The sequence below is a fragment of the Streptomyces sp. LX-29 genome (assembly GCF_029541745.1).
Classification (GTDB): domain Bacteria; phylum Actinomycetota; class Actinomycetes; order Streptomycetales; family Streptomycetaceae; genus Streptomyces.
Map to the genome: position 1 here is coordinate 7,926,621 of NZ_CP089746.1, position 20,534 is coordinate 7,947,154.

Genomic DNA, 20,534 nt, shown 5'->3' on the forward strand with positions numbered 1-20,534 from the left:
GTATGTCTGCGTACCCCGGCCACATGGATGATCGAGGAGATCGATGTGACGCACAGGAATTCTCCCGGTGGAGCCGAAGTCGGCGCCATGTACGACCAGCTGCAGTCCTTTTCCGAGCGCCTCTACGCGGGGAAGAACATTCACTTCGGATACTGGACGGACTCGCAGGATCGCAGCAGCGCTCTGGAAGCCCAGGACAGGCTCACCGACATGATGGTGGAACGAGTGCCGCTCACCTCGGCCGGTCGCTTCCTGGACGTCGGATGTGGCGTGGGCGGCCCGGCGGTGCGCTATGTGCGGGCCACGGGGGCCTACCTCGCCGGCGTGAACGTCAGCGCCGGCCAGATCGCGGCGTGCGAGGAGCTGGCGCGCAGTGAACAACTACAGGAACGCATGGAATTCCACCTGGCGGACGCCACAGAGAAGCTGCCGTTCGACGATGCGTCGTTCGACGCCGCCTGGGCTCTGGAAAGCTTCCCGCACATGGACCGGGCCGCCGCGCTGCGGGAGATCTCCCGTGTGCTGCGCCCCGGATCCCGGTTGGCTCTGACGGACATTCTCCGGCCGCGGGAGAGCGCCGCGGGGCTCGACGACGTCATGAAGGAAGTGCGGCGACAGTGGATGATCACCCTTGTCAGCCAAGGGGAGCTGCTGGGACTTCTGGACGACGCGGGGTTCGATCTCGTGGAGCTGCTCGACATCCAGGCGAACACCGAACGGAATGGCGAACTCGTCGCCCAGCAACTCCGAGAGACCTATGGCGAGGAAGCGATGGAGGACCTGCCGGGTGCCGCAGACGTACCCGGCGTCTATGTGATGGTCACCGCTGTCAAACGATGAGGTGTGCTCTCGACGGGATCCGACGACGCCATCTCTACGAGCGGTACGAAGCTGGAAAGCTGAAAAGTGAGAAGGCAAGGAGGAGTGCAGGCGCGATGGTGCAGCGAACCGGTGTCATACCCCCTGTGTTGTGGATGCTCTCGGCCGCGGACCAGAACGCGCTGGCAGCCCGGGCGAGTCGTCTCGAGCGGTATCTCACCCACGAGCCGGACTGGCGGCCGGAGGACGTGGGACGCACCCTCGCCAGGACCCCGCTCGACGGAGGAACACGCGCCGCGCTGGTCGCGGACGACCGCGAGGGCTTCCTGGAACGGCTGGCGGCGCTCGCCGAGGGCCGCGGGGCCCCCGGACTGGTCGAGGGTGAGGGAGCCGGAGGCTCGGTGGCGTTCGTGTTCCCCGGGCAGGGCGCCCAGTGGCCGGGCATGGGGGAGGAACTGCTCGGCTTCTCGAAGGTGTTCCGTGGCCGGATGGACGACTGCGCCCAGGCGCTTGAGGCGTTCACCGACTGGTCGCTGATGGACGTGGTGCGTGGCGCGCCCGGCGCACCGGGCATGGAGCGGGCGGATGTCGTCCAGCCCGTGCTGTTCGCCGTGATGGTGTCCCTGGCTGCGCTGTGGGAGGACTACGGCGTTCGGCCGGACGCGGTGCTCGGCCACAGCATGGGTGAGGTGGCCGCGGCCGCCGTCTCCGGCGCCCTCTCGCTGGAGGACTCCGCCCGGGTGGTCGCGCTGTGGAGCCAGGCACAGGCGACGCTGGCGGGGCGCGGGGAGATGATCTCGGTTCTGGCGCCCGCCGACGAGGTCGAGCCGCTGCTGGACCGCTGGGGCGGTCGCCTGGTGATCGCCGCCGTCAACGGCCCCGGCTCGCTGATCGTCTCCGGTGACGCCACCGCCGCCGAGGAACTGCTGTCGGAGCTCCCCGCCGTGGGCGTGCGTGCCCGGAAGATCGCGGTGGGGCTCGCCGCGCACTCCCCGCAGGTCGACGACATCGTCCCGCGGCTGCGCGCGGACCTGGAGCCGATCCGCTCGCGTACGGCGAAGCTCCCGTACTACTCGGCCCTCAATGGCGAGCTGCTCCCGGCCCCGCGGCTCGACGCCGACTACTGGTGTCGCAACCTGCGTGGCACCGTACGGTTCGAGCAGGCCACCCAGGCCGTGCTGCGGGACGGGTACGCGTTCCTGCTGGAGGTCAGCCCGCACACCGTGCTCACCTCCGCCATGCAGGCGTGCGTCGAGGCGCGCGGCGGCCGCGCCCTGGTCTGTGGGACGCTGCGCCGCGACCAGGGCGGCGCCGCGCGGTTTCTCACCTCTCTCGGCGAACTCTGCGCCCACGGTGTCGCCGCCGACTGGGAAGCGGTCCTCGCCGAACACGGCGGATGCGCCGTCGAGCTGCCCCTCGAGCCGGGCGCGGCGAGCGAGCCCACGAGCGGGCCGGCCGGGACTCCGCCGCGGGACCGGCTGGCCGGGTTGTCGGCGCGCGAGCGGCGCGCGGCGCTCCGGGCGCTGGTGGGGCGGGAGGTGGCGGCGGTGCTGGGTCGGCCGGGCGCGGTGCGCGAGGGCCGGTGGTCCATCTCCTTCGCCGAGCTGGGCCTGGACTCCGTGACGGCGGTGGAACTGCGGAACCGGATCGGCGCGGCGGCGGGTCTGCCGCTGCCGGCCACGGTGGTCTTCGACCATCCGACTCCGGAGACGCTGGCGGACTTCCTCTGTGCCGAACTGACCGGCGTCGGCCCGGACCCCGTCAGGGAGCCGGTGCGGGCGGTCGTCACCGAGACGGCTGATCCGGTGGCGATCGTGGGGATGGCGTGCCGCTACCCCGGAGGTGTGTCCAGCCCCGAGGAGCTGTGGCGGCTGGTCGCCGACGGCACGGACGCCGTGACGGCGTTCCCGGACAACCGCGGCTGGGACGTCGCCGGGGCGTACCACCCAGAACCGACCGCCCAGGGGCGCTACTACCAGCGGGAAGCGGGGTTACTGCACGACGTGGACCAGTTCGACGCCGCGTTCTTCGGCATCTCACCGCGGGAGGCGTTGGCGATGGACCCGCAGCAGCGGCTGCTGCTGGAGACCTCCTGGGAGGCGATCGAGCGGGCGGGGATCGACGTGCCGTCGCTGCGGGGCAGCCGGACCGGGGTGTTCGTCGGCGCGATGACCATGGACTACGGCCCCCGTCTGGACGAGGGCTCCGACGCCGGCGGCCATCTGCTGACCGGCAACACCGGCAGCGTCGCGTCCGGCCGGCTGGCCTTCACCCTGGGGCTGGAGGGGGCGGCGATCACCGTCGACACCGCGTGCTCCTCGTCCCTGGTGGGACTGCACCTGGCCGTCCAGGCCCTGCGACGGGGCGAGTGCGGGCTGGCGCTCGCCGGAGGGGCGACCGTCATGTCCACGCTGGGCATGTTCGTGGAGTTCTCCCGGCAGGGCGCTTTGGCCCCCGACGGCCGGTGCAAGGCGTTCGGTGCCGGAGCCGATGGCTTCGGCCTCGCCGAGGGCGTGGGGATGCTGCTGCTGGAACGGCTGTCCGACGCCCGGCGCAACGGCCATCCGGTGCTCGCGCTGGTGCGGGGATCGGCCGTCAACCAGGATGGTGCCAGCAATGGTCTGTCGGCGCCCAACGGGCCGTCGCAGCGGAGGGTGATCCAGGAGGCGTTGTCGAATGCGGGGGTGTCAGCTGCGGACGTCGATGTGGTGGAGGCGCACGGGACCGGCACCAGGCTGGGCGACCCGATCGAGGCGCAGGCGCTGCTGTCGGCTTACGGGCAGGGCCGCCCCGCCGACCGGCCGCTGTGGCTGGGGTCGCTGAAGTCCAACATCGGCCACACCCAGGCCGCGGCCGGTGTGGCCGGTGTGATCAAGATGGTGGAGGCGCTCCGCCGTGGGGCGCTCCCGCGGACGCTGCACGCCGACGATCCCTCACCGTACGTGGACTGGTCCTCCGGCGCGGTCAGGCTGCTCGACGAACCGAGGGCCTGGCCGCGGAACGGACGGGTGCGCAGGGCCGGGGTGTCGTCCTTCGGCATCAGCGGCACCAACGCCCACGTGATCCTGGAGCAGGCGCCGCCGGAGCCCGACGCCCCCGCGGTCGAGGAAACGGACCGTGCGGTGGTGCTCGCTCCGGACGTGCTGCCGTGGGTGCTCTCCGCGAAGACGGAGGAGGCACTCCGGGAGCAGGCCCGCCGGCTCCTCCGCACCATGCTGGCCGAGTCCACGCCGCGCCCCGAGGCGGTGGCACGCTCCCATGCCACCACACCGACACGGAACCACCACGGTGCGGAGGTGGGCGGGGACGGGGGCGCCTGAACGGTCGGGCGGGCGGCGGACGGAAGCAGAGGGCGGAGGCGGAGTCGGAGGACAGAAGCGGAGGGCGGAGGGCTGCGGCCACGGGCGGGCAGCCCGGCCGCCGCCGACCCCGACCCGCGGCGCGCTGTCGCGGGTCCGTATGACAGGAGCCGGTTCGCCGGCTCCTGTCATCGTGTCGGCCGTCGTTTCGGCTGCCGTTTCGGCCGCTGTTTCGGTCGTTGTTTCGGTCGTTGCTTCGGTCGTTGTTTCGGTCGTGGGAGGGGGGAGTGCCCACGGGTTCCCTGGTTCCCTTCGGCCATGGCGAACGGCCCGCTCACCGCCGAGAGAGACGCGGCGGTGAGCGAGCCGTTAGCGGGTCCTGGGCGGTGTCGGGCCAGGGGAGAGTGGTGGGGGTCAGCGCTCGTTCCGTGCGGCGGGCGCGTCATGACGGGCGCGTCCGTTGCTTCCCGTGGGAGTGATCGGGGCTGCGGCGGCGCGTCGTGTTCCCGCGCGTTCCGGTGTGCCCCCCAGGTCAGCGTCGGCGGACTCGTAGAACTGCTGGGCCCAGCGTCGGATGAGCATGATGGGGCCGTCGCCCGTCGCGATCTTCGGGCGTTCGATCGGACGTCGGTTCGCCCAGATCTCATAGTCCTGCTTCACCTGCCTCTTGGTGATGAAGCGGACCAGGTGGGAGAGGGCCGGCGCGAGGGCCGCCCCCATACGCGATTCGATGCGAGCGGAGGTCGCCAGCCTGAGATGCATCCGACCGGGGTCTTCCGGTGTGAGCGCCGCGACCTGCGCCAGCTGGACGCCGAGTTCCGGAACCGACACCAGAGAGGAGACGATCCCGACGCCGCTGCAGGTGAACTCCGCTTGCCCACGGATGTCCTTGAGCGACCCGAGCCGGTGCAGGCCCCGCTCCTTGAAGAACCCGAGCTCCTCGACTCCCGACAAGTCCACGGCCACCCTCACGAACGGGCCCTCGGGTTCCGTCGACACCAGGTTGATCTTCGTGTTGTGCACGGGCCCGAAGTGCCCGACGTCGATGAGGTTCTCGACGAGGTCGTGCGGGTGGCCCGAGGAGGTGATCTGGAACGTGGTCGGTTTGGTGAACCCCTCACTGGGGAGCGTCACGGGCTCCCAGGTCGGAGCGGAACCGCTCTCGTGGTGCCACGCGAAGACCAGACCGTTGGCTTCGATGACGGGGACGTGGGTCAGGGAGGCCCGGGGCGGAGGCTGCCCGTAGGGCGTTCGCACGCAATTGCCCGCAGGGCCGAAGGAGAAGCCGTGGAAGGGACAGACGATCGTCTCGCCCTCCACGCGCCCACCGTGCCCGAGGTGGGCGCCAAGGTGCGGACAGTACGGGTGGACGGCGCGCAGTCGGCCGCGGCGCGTGCGGTAGACGACGACGTCCTCACCGGCGAGCCGTCCGGTGAAGATCCGACCGGGTGTCACCTCGTCGCCGCAGGCGACGGGGAACCAGCCGTTGGGGTAGCGATGGGTCGCGGTCGGCATCGGCTTCATGACTCTTCCTTCCTCCGGCCATGTGTCACGCCGGGAGCGAGTGGCCACGAAGCCGCGCTTCCGCACGTCGTCACCTCTGCCGGGTGAAGTGGTGGCAGGCCGGGGGTGCCGGACGCGAAGGGCACGGTCCGTGACACGTGCCCTTCCGGCACGTGCCCTTCCATGACACGTTCAGCGGCCTTATGGGGCAACACGATCGTCACGAGCGCTTGGAGCACACCACCGGTCCCCGGTGCGTAGGTTCCGCGGGCGTCGGCGTTCCCCGCCTCCGTCCGCCCCCCATCGCACCCCTACCGAAGACGGTGTCCCGGCGGAGGAGAGAGAGGCCACCCGTGCGTACTCGCACGTCGGATGTCATGGTCGACGGCGGCCGAATCGCGCGCGGTCGTCGGGTTGTTAGGGTTCCTTGATCGTGTCGCGTCGGACCCTCCGGCGCGACCCGTACGGTGAGGGGATCCGACGTGTTATTCCGCAAGACGCTGCTCGACTCGCACGGTTTCGGCGCCGGTCGCGTCGAGAGGACACTGGACGGCGACGGGCACGACCGCGCCCGGTTCGCCCGGTGACGCGGGCACGGTTCCGGGTCGTGGCGACGGACCTGGACGGCACCCTGCTGCGGTCTGACCGGACCGTTTCGACGCGCACTCGAGCCGCGCTCGCGCTGGCCGTCGGAGCCGGTGCGCGCCATCTGGTGGTCACCGGGCGCTCCGCCGCCTCCTGCCGTCCGGTCTTCACCGCGATCGGGTACCAGGGTCTCGCCGTGTGCGGTCAGGGCGCACAGTTGTACGACGCCACCGCCGACCGGATCCTCACCAGCGCCGCGCTCGACCGGGGTCTGGCGCGCTCGGTGGTGGACCGGACCGAGGAGGCACTCGGCGGGGCACGACTGGAACTGGCGGTGGTCACCGCCGCGCCCGTCAATCGCTTCGTCGTCACCCCGAACTTCGCCGACACGGTCCGGCCCGGCTGGGGAACGGTGCGGCATCGCGACGAACTGTGGGCCGGGCCCATCGAGAAGGTGTTGTTGCGCCACCGGGAGCTGCCGGATGAGGTGGTGGCCGCGACGGCACGGCGGATCGGCGGCGCCGAGGTGTCGGTCACCCACTCGGAGAAGGGGCTGATCGAGGTGCTGCCCGCCGGAACCACCAAGGCGTCCGGGCTGCAGAAGGCCGCCGAGCGGCTGGGCTTCGGACCGTCGGAGACCGTCGCCTTCGGCGACATGCCGAACGACATCCCGCTGCTGACCTGGGCCGGGTACGGCGTGGCGATGGGCAACGCCCACCCCGACCTGCGCGACGTCGCGCACGAGGTGGCGCCGTGCAACGACGAGGACGGGGTGGCCGTGGTCCTGGAGCGGCTGTTCGCGGGGCGGGACGACGGCGTGGCCGTGCCGGACGCCGTCGTAGCCCCTCGGACCCTCGCCGGGTAGCGGGGCGGGGCCCTGAGGGCGGCGGGTCCCCGTCCCTCAGGCCCCGAACGCGAAGTCCTCGCGGGCCCCTCGCCCGGTGGGCGAGGGCCCCCGTGGTCGACGGCGTGTCAGTTCTTCGCCGAGACTGAGGCCGCGGCCGAGGCCGGGGCCTGGGCCGGGTTCTGCGCCGCGTCCTGCGCCGCGTCCTGCGCTGCATCCTGCGCCGAGTCCTGGGACGGGTCCTGGGACGAGTCCTGGGACGGGATGGAGCCGAGGACTCCACCGTCGATGACCAGGTCCTGACCGGTGATGTAGGAGGCGTCGGACGAGGCCAGGAAGGCCACGGCGGACGCGACCTCGTCGGCGTGGCCGAGGGCACCCAGCGGGATGTCGGCGACGATGCGGGCCTCCGCCTCGGGGTCGGAGTTGAACTCGCGGTACATCTCGGTGTCGATGTAGCCAGGGCTCACCGAGTTGATCCGGATGCCGCGCGGGGCGAGTTCGGCGCCCATGGTGCGGGCGAGATTGTGCACTGCGGCCTTGCTGGCGGCGTAGACGGATGCGACGGGCAGCCCGCGGTGCAGCGTCCAGGAGGCGTTGAGGACGATGGAAGCGCGGTCCCGCAGCAGCGGCAGCGCCTTGGTGACGGTGAAGAAGACGCCCTTGAGGTTGACGTCGATGGTGTGGTCGAAGTCGGCCTCGGTCATCTCCTCGCTCGGCTTGAAGACCCCGACCCCGGCGTTGGCGAACACCGCGTCGAGGCCGCCGCGCCAGGCGCCGACGCGCTCCATGAGCCTGTCGAGATCGGCGAGGGAGGCCACGTCCGCGCGGACCGCGAGGACTCGATCCGGCGCGGCGTCGAGGCGGGCCACGGCCGCGTCCAGGCGCGCTTCATGGCGTCCGGTGATGACGACGTACGCGCCCTCGTCGAGGAGTCGGCGGGCGGTGGCGAACCCGATGCCGCTGGTGCCACCGGTGATCAGGACGGTCTTGTCTGCGAATCGCTTCATGTCGTGATCTTCGAACGCGCCCGGCGTCGCTGACAGGGCCGGCTACTCCTGGTTGTGTCACCACCACCTTCGGCGGCGCGCGCCCAGCCTGACACCGGGCCCGCGCCGCCGTGCCCGTTGAGCCGGCGCCGTCGCGCACGGGGTTCGAGCTGCCGTGCCTGTCGAGCCGGCGCCGTCGCGCACGAGGTTCGAGCTGCCGTGCCTGCCGAGCACGCGCCGTCGCGCACCGCCGTGCCCGTTGACCCAGCGCCGTCGCGCACCCGGCCCGTGCCGCCGTCGCCCGTCCGCTGAGCGTGTGTCTCCGGCGGGCACCGGATCCCGCCGTCGACCACCGGACCCGCCGCACGGCTAGCCGGCCGCTGTCCGCCACTCAGAGGCCAGGAGGGACCACACCGCCAGGTCCTGGCGCTCCCCGTGCAGCGGGAACACCTCGCGCAGCACTCCCTCACGGGTCATGCCCAGGCGCTCGGCGACGACGTTGCTTCGCAGGTTGTGCGGCGCGGCCCGCCACTCGACGCGGGCCATGCCGCGCACCCCGAAGGCCCAGTCGATCATCCGCCGGGCGGCGGCCGTGACCAGCCCGCGGCCCTGGGCCTCGGGGGCGATCCACACCCCCAGTTCACAGACGCCCGACGGCACGTCGAAGATGCGGAAGACGGTGCCTCCGATCAGGGCGCCGTCGAGCCGGATGGCGAAGAGCCTGCCCTCGTCGTTCCGCTGCGCGTCGGCGTACCGCTGGAGGAAGTGACGGGCGCCGTCCACGTCGGTGATGGAGGTCGCCCAGGGCAGCCACGGGGCCAGGTGGGCGCGGTGGCGGTCGATGAAGGTGGCGAACTCCGCGGCCTGCCAGGGCTCCAGGGAGCACAGTTCCGCGCCGGCGGTGAGGGGCGAGCTGAGCACAACACACTCCGATCGTGGGAAACGCGACACGGGGCCGTAGCGTCGGCGTAGTGCATGCCAAACGTTTGTTACGTACCCTGGGTGGCACTATAGGCGGCACCACTCCGAGGAGGAAACGCATATGCCGGCACGCGGCGACCACGAGGCCAGACGCCGAGACGTCTCGGAGGCGGTGTGGCGGGTGCTCGGTGAGCGGGGCTTCGACGGGCTGACGTTGCGTGCCGTCGCCGCCGAGCTGGGCGCCTCGACCGGCCTGGTCAGCCACTACTTCCCGAGCAAGCGCGCGCTGATGGAACATGCCTTGGAGGTCGCTGAGGACCGCACCGCCCACCGTCCCCGGCGGACCCCGCCCAGCCCCGGACTGCCCGCGCTGCGCGCCGCCCTGCTCGACGTGCTGCCGCTGACCGAGGAGATGACGCGGATGAGCCGGGCCTGGGTCAGCTCCTGGGACGCCGCCCTCGCCGACCCGGACCTGGGTGCCGGTCAGGCCGCACGCCACCGACGGTGGCGCGCGGCCCTCCGCGAGCACATCGAGACCGCGCAGCGGCTCGGCGAACTCCCCACGGCCGGCGACCCCGAGGACCTGGCCGCCACCGCGGCGGCCTTCGCGCACGGGCTCGTCGTCCACGCCCTGTTCGAACCCGGGCGCTACCCGCCGGAGCGCCAGACGGCGCTGCTCGACCGCTTTCTCGACGGCTTCTCGCGATGAGGGATCTCCCGATGAGGGCTTTCACGCGATGACGGCTTCCCTCGATCAGGGCGTCACCCGGTGGCGACACGGGTAACGAAGGACGCACGCGGAAGGACGCACACGGAAGAGGCGCACGCGGAAGTGAGCCGCGGCTGGTGTGCCTTGCCGCCGCGCCGCTCCGGGTGCGTCAGGCGTCGAGTGGCTTGGTGGCCGTTCGCGAGGACGTAGTCCAGGCCCTCCAGTCCCGGCGCAGCGTCTGCGGGTCGCTCCAGGCCCTCGCGTGGGGCGTCGAGACGTCCGCCCCATGCCCCACTCGCGCATGACGCCGAGTCGCGCGGGGCGCGAGTCCCAGGTCACCGGGGGCTGAGAGGGCGGGGAGGCCGTGGGGTAGAGTCCCTGACCCACTGGGGGAAGTGGCCATGCCAAGTCGGCGATCGGCATGACTTTCATCAGTTTCTGTCATCCGGCCGATGCCGAGAGGTCTCCGGACGACGGGGGTCGAACGGCAGTGGGCGAGGAAACGACATCATGCACAGGGACAACGCATACACACCCGACCTGGTGACCGCGGCGCAGGCCGGAGACCAGCGGGCGCGGGAGCGGCTGGTGGCCGAGTACCTCCCGCTCGTCTACAACATCGTCGGCCGGGCTCTGGACGGCCACGCCGACGTGGACGACGTGGTGCAGGAGACGATGTTCCGCGCGCTCGACGGACTCGCCGGCCTGCGCGAGCCGTCCAGCTTCCGGTCCTGGCTGGTCGCGATAGCGATGAACCAGATACGCCGTCGCTGGGCCGACCGACAGCAGGTGGCCGCCGCCTCCCTCGACAAGGTGACGGAGACCCCCGACCCCACCGGCGACTTCGTCGACCTGACGATCCTCCGACTCGGCCTGTCCGGCCAGCGCCGCGAGGTCGCCGAGGCCACCCGCTGGCTGGACAAGGACGACCGCGACCTGCTGGCGCTGTGGTGGCAGGAGGCGGCGGGCGGGCTGACCCGCACGGAGCTGGCGGTGGCCCTGGGCGTCACCCCACAGCACACCGCCGTACGCGTCAAACGCATGAAGTCCCAGCTCGAAGTGGGCAGGGTGGTGGTACGCGCGCTCGCCACCGAGCCCCGCTGCGCCGAACTGGCCTCCCTGATCGCTCCCTGGGACGGCCGCCCCCAGCCGGTATGGCGTAAACGCATCGCGCGTCACGCCCGCGCCTGCATAGCCTGCTCCGGACACTGGTCCAACCTCGTCCCCGCCGAGGGGCTGTTGGTGGGCATGGCGCTGGTCGTCCCGGTCACCGGCCTCGGTTTCGGCTTCCCACCCGGCCTGTCCGACCCGACCGCGCTGGCTGCCGCGCAGACGACGCTGCCGTCGGCGGACCTCGCGGGCGCCCCCGTCCCGGCCGGAGCTCCGGCCCCGGCCCACGCCGGGCCCACGACCGACGGGGCGACGCCCGCCGGGCCCGCGACCGACGCCGGGCCCGCGACGGATGCCACCCCGCCCGCCGGACCCGCCACCGACGGGGCGTCACCCACCGGGGCATCACCCACCGGGGCCACACCCGACGGAGTCCCGGCCGTCCACGCCGCGTCCGGTAGCAGCCGGCTCAAGGCGTCCGCGGTGGTCGTCGGCGGCGGAGTGATCGGCGGCGTGCTGCTCGCTCTGCTGTGGCCGGTCAACGAGCGCCCCGCCGAACGCGCCCCGGTGGCGGCTCCGCAGCCCTCCGCGACACCGGCCAGGACCACGGCCGCCAAACCCAGCCCCAGTCCGCGCCCCTCCAAGACCGCGACCCCCAAGCCGAAGCCCACACCGGCCGCGACGAAGGCGAAGGCCAGTCCCCGCCCCACCCCGACCCCGAAGCCCACCCCCGCCTCCGCGGAAGAGCGGCTCACCAGCCTGGTCAACGCCCGGCGGGCGCAGGCCGGTTGTGGCCCGCTGCGCATCGACCCGCAGCTGAGCGAGGCCGCCCGTAAACACGCGCGCGACATGGTGGACCGCGGTTACTTCGACCATGTGAGCCCTGAGGGCACCCAGCCCGACGCGCGGATCTCGGCGGCCGGGTACGCATGGTCGTCCTGGGCCGAGAACCTGGCCCAGGGCAGTCCCGAGCCGGCCGCGGCCGTCGAGCAGTGGATGGACGGCTCGTACCACCAGGAGAACATGCTGAACTGCCGCTACCGGGACACCGGTGTCGCCGCCGTGTCCGGCCCCGACGGCACGGTGTGGGTCCAGGACCTGGCCGGACCGGCCTGAGCCCACACCGCCGCCGCACGGATCACGGGACGTCGGCCCCGTCGCCGGTCACAGCTTCGTGGCGAAGTTCTGCACCCACCAGGGGCCGTTGCCGCTGAGGTTCACCCCGACGCCGAAGTCCTTGTACCCGCAGTTGAGTATGTTGGCGCGGTGACCGGGGCTCTTCATCCAGTCCCGCATGGCCGTGTCGGGGTCCTTCGGGCCCTTGTGGATGTTCTCGCCCCATGCGCCGGGGCGGTAGCCGGCCCGCTTCATCCGATCGCCGGCGCTGGTGCCGTCCGGGCTGGTGTGGTCGTAGTAGTTGCGGGCCGCCATGTCGTCGGCGTGCGCCTGGGCAGCCGCCTGCACCCGGCTGTTGACGCGCAGCGGGGAGCACCCGGCCTTCGCCCGCTCGGCGTTGGCGAGCGTGACGATCCGCTGCACATATCGCGCGGCCTTGCCCGCGGGCGGCCGGCTCGAGCTCGTGGGGCGGGGTGCCGGAGTCTTCTTCTTACGCTGCGAGGTGTCGGGGGAGCCGCTGCCGCCGGCGCCGCCTCGCGTGGTGTCACGGGTCCGCGCGACCGTGGGCGCGGCCGCGGTCGGGGAGGGTGTGGCCGGAGCGCTCGCCGAGGGCTTCCTCGACGGCTTCCCCGACGGCTTCTTCGGCTTCTTCGTCGCCTTGCGGGTGGCCGAGGCCGACGGCGAGGGCTTCGCGGAGGGGGCGGTGGCCGTCGCCGAGGGGCGCCCGGCGGCCGGGAGTCCGGTGGAGGCGTCCCGTACGGAGGCCGCGGCCGGGCTCTCGTCGTCCGAGCCGCCCGTGCCGCTCACCGCGTAGGCGCCGCCCCCGACGGCGGCGAGCGCCAGGGCCCCGGCCACCATCGGCCCGAGCCCCAGCCGGCGCCCGCCCCGACGCCCGCGCCGGCCGCCCGCGCCCGTGGCCCGCCGCCGGCCGCCCGTCCCGGCCGAAGCGGTGTCGGGGCCCGCCACCGGCTCCAGGAACCGGGTGTGCTCGTCGTGATCGTTGTGGTCGTGATGCAACGCTGCTCCGCTCTCCGCCGTACGGGGTTGTCCGTACGGGTCCTGCGTGCGGCTGAGCCCGCACGGCGCCGGTCGGTCCGGCGTATGGGAGAGCGGGTGGGTGTGCGTTGATAACACTTTTCCGCAGAGAAATCGGCGAACGTCAGCGGGCGAGCGGATCCTGACGGGGCGCGGTGGCCGCGGTGGCCGCGGTGGACTGCCGTGGACCGCGGTGGAACGCCGTGGGGCTGGCGGACGGGCCGGGAGGCCGCGCCGGGAGCGTCCCGGCGCGGCCCCACGGACATGGCGGCCCCACGGACATGGCGGCCCTACGGACATGGCGGCCCTACGGACATGGCGGCCCTACGGACACGGCTGACCGCGGACCGGCGGACCCGCTAACGGGGCGGACCCGCGGACCCGTGGACCGCGAACCCGTGGACATGACGGCCCATGAACATGGCGGCCCGTGAACATGGTGGACCGGCGGACCCGCCCGCGTGGGGCCCCGTCAGACCACCGCGCCCGAACCCGCGCGGGACCGCCGGCGCGGTGCGGGCGGGGTCGGGGCCGGGCCCGGGTGGTGTGACTCCAGGGCCACGGCGATCGGCGTGGCCGTCATGACGGTCGAGCACACCCCGAACACCACCCCGGCGAGCAGCGCCAGCGAGAAGTCGGCGAGCGAGTCGCCGCCGAGGACGGCGAGCGCGGCGAGGACGAACAGGACGCCCATACCGGTGTTGACGGTACGCGGCAGAGTCTGCAGGATCGCGCCGTCGGCGGCGGCCTCCAGCGCGCCGACGCTGTCCCGCGTGCCGGCGGACCTCAAACCGCCGGCGGCTTCGCCCGCGGCGGTGGAACGGTGCCCGTCGGTGGTACGCGTGCCGGCGGACCCCGGCCCGCCGTTGGCCTCGCCCGCGGCGGCGGAACCGTGCCCGTCGGTGGTTGCCCGCGTGACGCCGGAGTCCTGCGGGCCAGCGGCACCCCTCCCGCCCGTGGAGCCCTCAGCCCCGGCCGGCTTCCGTGCCGCGGCGGCGCGCCGTGTCTCGCGGATGCGGTCGAAGACGACGACGGTGTCGTTGACGGAGTAACCGACGATCGTCAGCAGCGCCGCGAGGAAGACGCTGTCGGCGGGCTTGCCCAACCAGGCGAAGAGACCGACCACCAACAGGACGTCCTGGACCATCGCCAGCACCGCCGCCGCGGCGAAGGTCCAACGGAAGCGCACGCTGAGGTAGACGAGCTGGGCCGCGACCGCGACGCCCAGCGCGATGAGTGCCTTGTCGCGCAGCTCGCTGCCCAGACTGGGCCCGATCCGCTCGTCGCGCTCGACCGTGACCTCTCCGCCGTGCGTCGCGAGGGACGTCTCGATCCGCTGCCGCTCGCGGTCGGTGATCTCGCCGGTGCGGACGATGATGTCGCCGTCGCCGGACGTCTGGACGACGGCCCGCGGGAAGCCGGCACCGCTGACGGCGGCACGGGCCCGGTCCACGTCCACGGGACGACTGGTGGCGTACTCGACCATGCGACCGCCGGTGAACTCGACGCCGAGCTGAAGTCCGCGCACGCCGATGCCGGCCGCGGCGAGCGCCAGCAGACAACCGCTCAGGGCCAGCCAGCGGCGCCTGTGGCGTGTCGGACGCGGCCCACGGCGGGCGAGGAAGGCCCGCACCCGCCCGGTCGAGGCGAGGCCGGCCAGACCGCCCGGCCGGCGCCGAACGGCGTCGTGCCGCAGCGCCCAGTCGGCGAGCACCCGCGTGATGACCAGCGCGGAGACCATGGACGCCAGCACCCCGATGGAGAGGGTGACGCCGAATCCACGCACCGGGCCGGTGGCGAAGAAGAACAGAAGCCCGGCGGCGAGGAGCGTGGTGACGTTGGAGTCGAGGACCGCGTTCCATGCCTTGTCGAAGCCCCGGTGTAGCGGGCCGCGCAGATCCGGCAGCCCCCGCGAGCGGGCGGCCCGCCGCGCGTACTCCTCCCGGGTCCGCTCGAAGACGAGGACGTTGGCGTCCACGGCCATGCCGATGGCGAGCACGAAGCCGGCCAGGCCGGGGAGGGTGAGCGTGGCCCCCACGGCCACCAGGGCGGCGTACGAGATCAACCCGTACAGGGCGAGCGCCACGGTGGCCAGCGCGCCGAGCAGCCGGTAGACCGCCGTGACGAACACCGCCGTGCAGACGAGGCCGATGACCGCCGCGGTCGCACTGGCCCGGATCGCCTCGGCGCCGAGCGTCGGGCCGACGGTGCGCTGTTCGACGACCTCGACCGGGACCGGCAGCGCCCCGCCCTTGATGAGCGCCGCCAGCTCGCGGGCCTCGCCGCCGCCGAAGCCGCCGGTGATCTGGGTACCGCCGCCGCGGATCCCGGTCTCGCACGGGACGCTCCGCTGCATGGCCGGTGCCGAGATGACCCGGTCGTCGAGGACGATGGCGACCCGCCGGGCGGGGTCGCCGGGCGCGGCACACGCGGCCTCACCCGTCACCCGGGCCCAGCTCCGCTCGCCGGAGCCACGGAAGGCGAGGTCGATCGTCCAGCCGTTGCCGCCCTGGGCGTCGTAGCCGGCCTCGGCGTCCTTCACGTCCTTGCCCGTGAGCGCCGCGGGGCCCAGTCGCAGCAGCCTCCCCGGGGCGTCGGGGTCGGGCAGGGAGCGTGCACCGGCGGGCGCGGCCGCCTCCCGGCCGGTCGCGCCCGCTTGTCCGCCGGGGGCGTTCCGCGCTCCACCGTCGGCGTCCGGGGCGGAGCCGACCACCGGATGGAAGGTCAGCCGGGCGGTGCGCCCGATGACCTCGACCGCCTTCTCGGGGTCCCGTACACCGGGCAGTTCGACGACGATACGGCGCTCTCCGGAGCGGGCCAGCGAGGGTTCGGCCACCCCCAGCGCGTCGACCCGCTGGCGCAGCACCTCCAGAGTGCGGTCGGTGGCCGCGGAGTCGGCGTGGGAGTCCGGAGCGTCCCGGGTCTCCAACATGATCTGGGTGCCCCCGCGCAGATCGAGGCCGAGGCGGGCGGGCGTGGTCAGGGCGAAGTACAAGGACGCGGCGACGACGGCGAGCGCGACCAGCGCACGCCACAACGGGGCGCGTGATGACATGGGTTCTCCACTTCACGACATACGGAGGCGGAGCGTTCGGCCACCGGTACGCGCCGGCGGCCCGGCGGCGCACGGTCGTGCGCCGCCGGGCGGGCCGGAGGGCGGAGGCCGACGCTCGGGGCGTCAACTGCTCCGCGTGAAGGGAGGGCCGCGGGGGCGGCGGGGGGAGAAGGGTGCGGCGGGCGGCGCCCGTTCCCGGCGCGGCCCGACGACCTCGCCGCGCACCAGCGGGAACGGCACGGCACGCGCCACCGGCCCCGGCAGCGTCGCCGGCGGACCGGTCGGCCGCTGGTGTTGGGCGGTCAGATGCGCGTCGACGGCCGAAGCCCGCGGGTGTTCCGACGACGAGGAGCGGGCGTGCGAGGGCCGAGCGTGCGAGGACCGGTCGTGCGGCGGCGCGGGATCGGCGACGCGGAGAACCGGGGAGAGCGGGGAGGCGGGGGAGGTCGGAGAGAGCGGGGAGGTCGGGGCTGACGCGGCGCCGGCCGCCGTGCCCGGCGTCGCTCCGGTCAACAGCAACACCAGGGCCCACACCCCGGCCAGCGCCAGGGAGACGAGCCGCGGAGGGGTCCGCCGGGTGCGGTCGCTCACCCGGCCTCCCGTCCCCTGGCGCGTCCGGTCCGCGCGTCTGTCGTATGCCTGCAGTCAGTCTGCCGTATGTGTGCCGTCTGCGTGCCGTGCCGCTGTGCCCGCTCGGCGCGAGCGCGCGGCCGAGGAGGTCGCGCGATCGATCGGCCCACGGTGTGGCCCTGGCCCAGCTTAGCGCCGACACGCCGGGTGCCCGTGCGATGCCGGAAGCGGCACCGTACGGGCACCTCGTCGGGGGCGGGAGGTCGGCCCGGAGGCCCGACCCCGGGGACGTCAGCAGACGAAGTCCGGGCTGTTGGCCCAGAACGCCAGGTGGGACCAGGTCTGCGCACCGATGACGCCGTCGACCGTGATATCCGCGCAGGTCTGGAATCGGTGCGTGGCTTGCTCGGTGACCGGCCCGAATACCCCGTCGGTGGCGAGGTTCGTGTTCGTCAGTGAATTGTTCAAATAACACTGCGCCTGCATGACGGCTGGACCGGAGGAGCCCCGCTTTATCGTGGGGCGGGTTTTGGTGTGGTTGCAGATTTCGGTGGCCACGGCGATCGATCTCCGATTCTCGGTGAATGACGCTGTCGTCCGGTGACGTCGCATGGAGCGGTCGCCGCTCCCGCCGCCTCACGCCGCCTTGGCGTCGAAGTACGGGTACGGCACGCGCAGCTTGTCCCAGGACGTCCGTCCGGGCCAGCCGTCCGCGTCCGCGCCCGAGTAGCCCAGCTTCCGCTGCCACAGGGAGTAGGACTTGCGGTGTTCCTCGTTCCACTGGGTCTGGCCGCCGTACGGACCGTAGGCGGAGCATCCCTCTTCGATCAGCCGAGTGGCCATCATGCCGATGATCGGGCTGTTCGGTAGACCCTTGAACCAGTCCCCGCCGGGGAAGGGTATGAAGCCGGTGGACGCCTTTCTGACCAGGAGGCGCTGGCCCACCTTGATGACGTTCGGATTAGGGATGTTGTTCCAGGCCTGCAGCTGTTCCACGGTGGTTCCGTACTGCTGCGCGATGCCCCAGAGCGTGTCACCCGTCTTGACGGTGTAATAGGTGTCTTGATTGCTCATACTCTGAGACTAGGCGCCCCTAATGAGGTCCGCACGTTCACGTATTCGGGTTACTCGCGGCAGGGAGGACCGATGACGACAAAGGACGGCGCATCGGAATACGAGGTCCAGAGAACCCGTGCGTGGGCCGGGTTTCTCGTGGTGGCGCTCGGCGATCTGGCCATCGCGGTCGCCGCGATCTGGGGGGTCGACAATGTCGACAGCGCACAGTCCGTGGCCATCCTCAGCAGCGCGTTCACCGCGATCAGCACCATGACCACGGCCTACTTCGGCATCCGGGCCGTGACCAACGCCGCACAGGCGCATGCGAAGGCGCCCCCTGCGGCTCCTCCGGAGGCCGCTCCCGTGGAGGTCGCTCCGCCGGCGGAGGGGCGCAGGTCGTCCGGCGACTCCTCCTGACCGCCGTGAGTTCCTCCGTGCCGCGGGGTACTGACCGCCGTCAGTCCTCCGCGCCGCGGGGTTCGATACGGAAGCCGAAGGCGGCGGTGCCGGGGTCCAGCGCCGTCACCCCGCCGTCGACGGTGAGCACCGCGCCGTTCACGAAGGACGCGGCGGGGGAGAGCAGCCAGGAGATCGCCTCGGCGACCTCCTCCGGCTCGCCGGGGCGGCGCGCCGGGAGCAGCCGGGTCGCCTCCTCGTACGCCGCCTCGACCCCGTCGTCCGCCCGGCCGGTCTCCGCCGCGAAGCGGGCCATGCGCCGGTCGGCCATCTCGGTGCGCACCCAGCTGGGACAGACGGTGTTGGCCCGCAGGCCCCGCGGCCCGTAGTCGACGGCGAGCGAGCGGCACAGCTGGAGCAGCGCGGCCTTGGACGTCGCGTACGCCGCGTTGCCCACGCCGTTGCGCAGCGCGGAGACGGAGGCGACGGCGACGACCGAGCCGCGCGCCTCCAACAGGTGCGGAAGCGCGGCGCGCAGCAGCAGGAAGGGGCCGGTGAGGTTGGTCCGCAGCACCGTCTCCCAGTCCTCGTCCGTCAGGTCGCCCACCGCCCCGCCGCGGCCGACGCCCGCGTTGAGCACGACTCCGTCCAGCCGCCCGTAGGCGGCGACGGCCGCGTCCACGAGCCCGGCGACCGCCGCGGGGTCGCCGGCGTCGGCGGGGTGCGCCAGCGCCCCTGTCTCCTCGGCGATCTGTCGCAGCGGCTCCGGCCGCCTCCCGGACACCACGACGCGGTGCCCGGCCGCCGACAACAGCCGCGCGGTGGCGGCCCCGATGCCGGTTCCACCGCCGGTGACGAGGAAGACTCGCTGCTCCGTCATGGTCGTTCGGCCTCCGAGGTGATCGCGTACGGACCCTGTGATGGTACGTCCGGCCCGCCGCGGGGTGGAGGCGGCCTCGCGGGCTCGGTGGCCCGGTCGGCCGCGGCTGTCCGCGGCGACGCGAACTACGGCGTGACAGGCACCGGTTGCAGCACCTACGGACAACCCGACCCGCGCATCGCGGAGTTCATCTCCCGGGCCCTCGGCAACGCTCACACGGTGGTCAACGTGGGTGCCGGCGCGGGCGCTTACGAGTCGCACGGACACGAGTCGCACGGACCGGCCGGGCGGCAGATCACCGCCGTGGAGCCCTCGGCTTCCATGCGCGCCCAACGGCCCGCCCAAACGGCTCGCCCACCTTCCGCCCGGCCGCCCCGCACCCGCGCACCGCACCGGCCCCGGCCGCTCCGCCGGGTGGTCGGAGTAGCATGGCCGTCCATGACCGAACCCGACTTCCTCCGCACGGCCCAGACCTTCTACGACACCGTGGCGACCGACTACGCCGACCACTTCCGGGACGTCCTGGCCGCCAGGCCCCTGGAGCGGGCGCTGCTCGCCGCCTTCGCCGAGCTCGTACGGGCCGCGGGCGGGGGCCAGGTCGCCGACGTCGGATGCGGTCCAGGCCTGGTGACGGGGCATCTGCACGGGCTGGGGCTGAACACCTTCGGGATAGACCTGTCGCCGCGGATGGTCGCGCTCGCCCGACAGGCCCACCCGGAGCTGCGCTTCGAGCAGGGCTCGATGACGGCGCTGGACCTGCCGGACGAGACCCTCGACGGCCTCGTGGCGTGGTATTCGATCATCCACGTCCCGCTGGACCGGCTCCCGGAGGTGTTCGCGGAGTTCCATCGCGTACTGGCTCCCGGCGGACGGCTGCTGCTCGCCTTCCAGATCGGCGACGAACCCCTCCATCTGGAGCGGCCGTTCGGCCACCCCGTGGCGCTCGACTTCCACCGGCGGCAACCGGACCACATCGCCGAGCTGCTGCACCGGTCCGGGCTGACGGTGTTCGCCCGGCAGCGGCGCGAGCTCGACGAGACGATCGGCGACACCGCCCCGCAGGGCTTCCTGCTCGCCCGCAAGCCCGTCGCCGACGACCGACGATAGGTTCCAGGCATGGAGCGCATGCGAAGGACACTGAGGTCGGACGAGGTCGTGGAGCGGATCCGCGACGACATCGCCGAGGGACGGTACGGGCCGGGCGACCGGCTGCCCCACCCCGAGAGCCTCGCCGAGGAGCTACGGAAGCTCACCAAGGCCGTCGAGGCCGCGTACCGGCGGCTGGTCGAGGAAGGGGTGCTGGTCGAGGGACTGCTGGAGCCGGGCTACTTCGTCGCGGATCCGGAGCTGGACCCCGACGTCCACGCCACCATGCGAGCGGTGCGCTCCGTCCAGCTCCAGCTGGGGCGGCTCGACCGGCGGCTGACCGAACTCACCGAGCGGGTGGAAGCGGTGGAGCAGGGCCTGCGTGAACGGCGCCGTGCCGGCGACGGGCGCCCCTCCGACCCGCTGTACTGAGCGGCCGGGCGGGCGGGAGCGGCGCCGCGCCCAGGCGTGCTCGGACATGAGTGGTGTTCGGGCATGGGTGGTGTTCGGACATGGGTGGTGTTCTGACATGGGTGGTGTTCGGGTGCGGACGTCGTGTCG

Annotated in this window: 17 protein-coding genes; 8 read left to right on the top strand and 9 right to left on the bottom strand. The window is 72.8% G+C overall.

Annotated elements, in window-relative coordinates:
- Positions 1-27 precede the first annotated feature (27 nt).
- Together LRS74_RS32215 and LRS74_RS32220 are read left to right on the top strand one after the other, a co-directional pair.
- Positions 28-840: a methyltransferase domain-containing protein gene (locus tag LRS74_RS32215; protein WP_277744322.1), complete on the top strand. Its 813-nt coding sequence runs from the start codon at positions 28-30 to the stop codon at positions 838-840.
- A 95-nt stretch (positions 841-935) separates the two neighbouring features.
- Entirely contained in the window at positions 936-4,139 is a 3,204-nt protein-coding gene (locus tag LRS74_RS32220) for a beta-ketoacyl synthase N-terminal-like domain-containing protein (RefSeq protein WP_277744323.1), read from the top strand.
- Between the two features lie 393 nt (positions 4,140-4,532).
- Here LRS74_RS32220 and LRS74_RS32225 read toward each other — a convergent pair whose 3' ends face one another.
- On the bottom strand, positions 4,533-5,642 hold the full coding sequence (locus LRS74_RS32225; RefSeq protein ID WP_277744324.1) for an aromatic ring-hydroxylating dioxygenase subunit alpha: 1,110 nt from the start codon (positions 5,640-5,642) through the stop codon (positions 4,533-4,535).
- A 586-nt stretch (positions 5,643-6,228) separates the two neighbouring features.
- On the opposite strand from LRS74_RS32225, the gene LRS74_RS32230 reads away from it, so the two are divergent.
- Complete coding sequence (locus LRS74_RS32230) at positions 6,229-7,071, top strand: HAD family hydrolase (protein ID WP_277744325.1); 843 nt, start codon at positions 6,229-6,231, stop codon at positions 7,069-7,071.
- A 107-nt stretch (positions 7,072-7,178) separates the two neighbouring features.
- On the opposite strand, the gene LRS74_RS32235 is transcribed toward LRS74_RS32230, so the two are convergent.
- Positions 7,179-8,060 (bottom strand): glucose 1-dehydrogenase, encoded by an 882-nt coding sequence (locus LRS74_RS32235; RefSeq protein WP_347178180.1) that lies wholly within the window; start codon positions 8,058-8,060, stop codon positions 7,179-7,181.
- A gap of 348 nt (positions 8,061-8,408) precedes the next feature.
- Complete coding sequence (locus tag LRS74_RS32240; protein ID WP_277744326.1) at positions 8,409-8,960, bottom strand: GNAT family protein; 552 nt, start codon at positions 8,958-8,960, stop codon at positions 8,409-8,411.
- A 121-nt stretch (positions 8,961-9,081) separates the two neighbouring features.
- Between LRS74_RS32240 and LRS74_RS32245 the strand changes: the two genes are divergently transcribed.
- Positions 9,082-9,669 (top strand): TetR/AcrR family transcriptional regulator, encoded by a 588-nt coding sequence (locus LRS74_RS32245; RefSeq protein WP_277744327.1) that lies wholly within the window; start codon positions 9,082-9,084, stop codon positions 9,667-9,669.
- 510 nt (positions 9,670-10,179) lie between these two features.
- The gene (locus tag LRS74_RS32250; RefSeq protein ID WP_277744328.1) at positions 10,180-11,895 is read left to right on the top strand and encodes a sigma-70 family RNA polymerase sigma factor; all 1,716 of its coding nucleotides are present in this window, start codon (positions 10,180-10,182) and stop codon (positions 11,893-11,895) included.
- Between the two features lie 48 nt (positions 11,896-11,943).
- On the opposite strand, the gene LRS74_RS32255 is transcribed toward LRS74_RS32250, so the two are convergent.
- From LRS74_RS32255 to LRS74_RS32275, 5 genes are all read right to left on the bottom strand, one after another.
- Positions 11,944-12,912 (bottom strand): CAP domain-containing protein, encoded by a 969-nt coding sequence (locus tag LRS74_RS32255; protein ID WP_277744329.1) that lies wholly within the window; start codon positions 12,910-12,912, stop codon positions 11,944-11,946.
- Between the two features lie 490 nt (positions 12,913-13,402).
- Positions 13,403-15,985, bottom strand: coding sequence for a protein translocase subunit SecD (gene secD, locus LRS74_RS32260; protein ID WP_277744330.1), 2,583 nt, complete (start codon positions 15,983-15,985; stop codon positions 13,403-13,405).
- A gap of 123 nt (positions 15,986-16,108) precedes the next feature.
- Positions 16,109-16,576, bottom strand: coding sequence for a hypothetical protein (locus LRS74_RS32265; RefSeq protein ID WP_277744331.1), 468 nt, complete (start codon positions 16,574-16,576; stop codon positions 16,109-16,111).
- Between the two features lie 270 nt (positions 16,577-16,846).
- Positions 16,847-17,113, bottom strand: a complete 267-nt coding sequence (locus LRS74_RS32270) for a peptidoglycan-binding domain-containing protein (protein ID WP_277744332.1) — start codon at positions 17,111-17,113, stop codon at positions 16,847-16,849.
- 78 nt (positions 17,114-17,191) lie between these two features.
- Positions 17,192-17,629 (bottom strand): peptidoglycan-binding protein, encoded by a 438-nt coding sequence (locus tag LRS74_RS32275; protein WP_277744333.1) that lies wholly within the window; start codon positions 17,627-17,629, stop codon positions 17,192-17,194.
- 72 nt (positions 17,630-17,701) lie between these two features.
- On the opposite strand from LRS74_RS32275, the gene LRS74_RS32280 reads away from it, so the two are divergent.
- On the top strand, positions 17,702-18,028 hold the full coding sequence (locus LRS74_RS32280) for a hypothetical protein (protein ID WP_277744334.1): 327 nt from the start codon (positions 17,702-17,704) through the stop codon (positions 18,026-18,028).
- A gap of 40 nt (positions 18,029-18,068) precedes the next feature.
- On the opposite strand, the gene LRS74_RS32285 is transcribed toward LRS74_RS32280, so the two are convergent.
- Complete coding sequence (locus LRS74_RS32285) at positions 18,069-18,887, bottom strand: SDR family oxidoreductase (RefSeq protein WP_277744335.1); 819 nt, start codon at positions 18,885-18,887, stop codon at positions 18,069-18,071.
- Positions 18,888-19,325: 438 nt separating this feature from the next.
- Between LRS74_RS32285 and LRS74_RS32290 the strand changes: the two genes are divergently transcribed.
- A complete protein-coding gene (locus LRS74_RS32290; protein ID WP_277744336.1) occupies positions 19,326-19,994 on the top strand; it encodes a class I SAM-dependent methyltransferase in 669 nt (222 codons plus the stop codon).
- A gap of 9 nt (positions 19,995-20,003) precedes the next feature.
- On the top strand, positions 20,004-20,405 hold the full coding sequence (locus LRS74_RS32295) for a GntR family transcriptional regulator (protein WP_277744337.1): 402 nt from the start codon (positions 20,004-20,006) through the stop codon (positions 20,403-20,405).
- Positions 20,406-20,534: the final 129 nt, after the last annotated feature.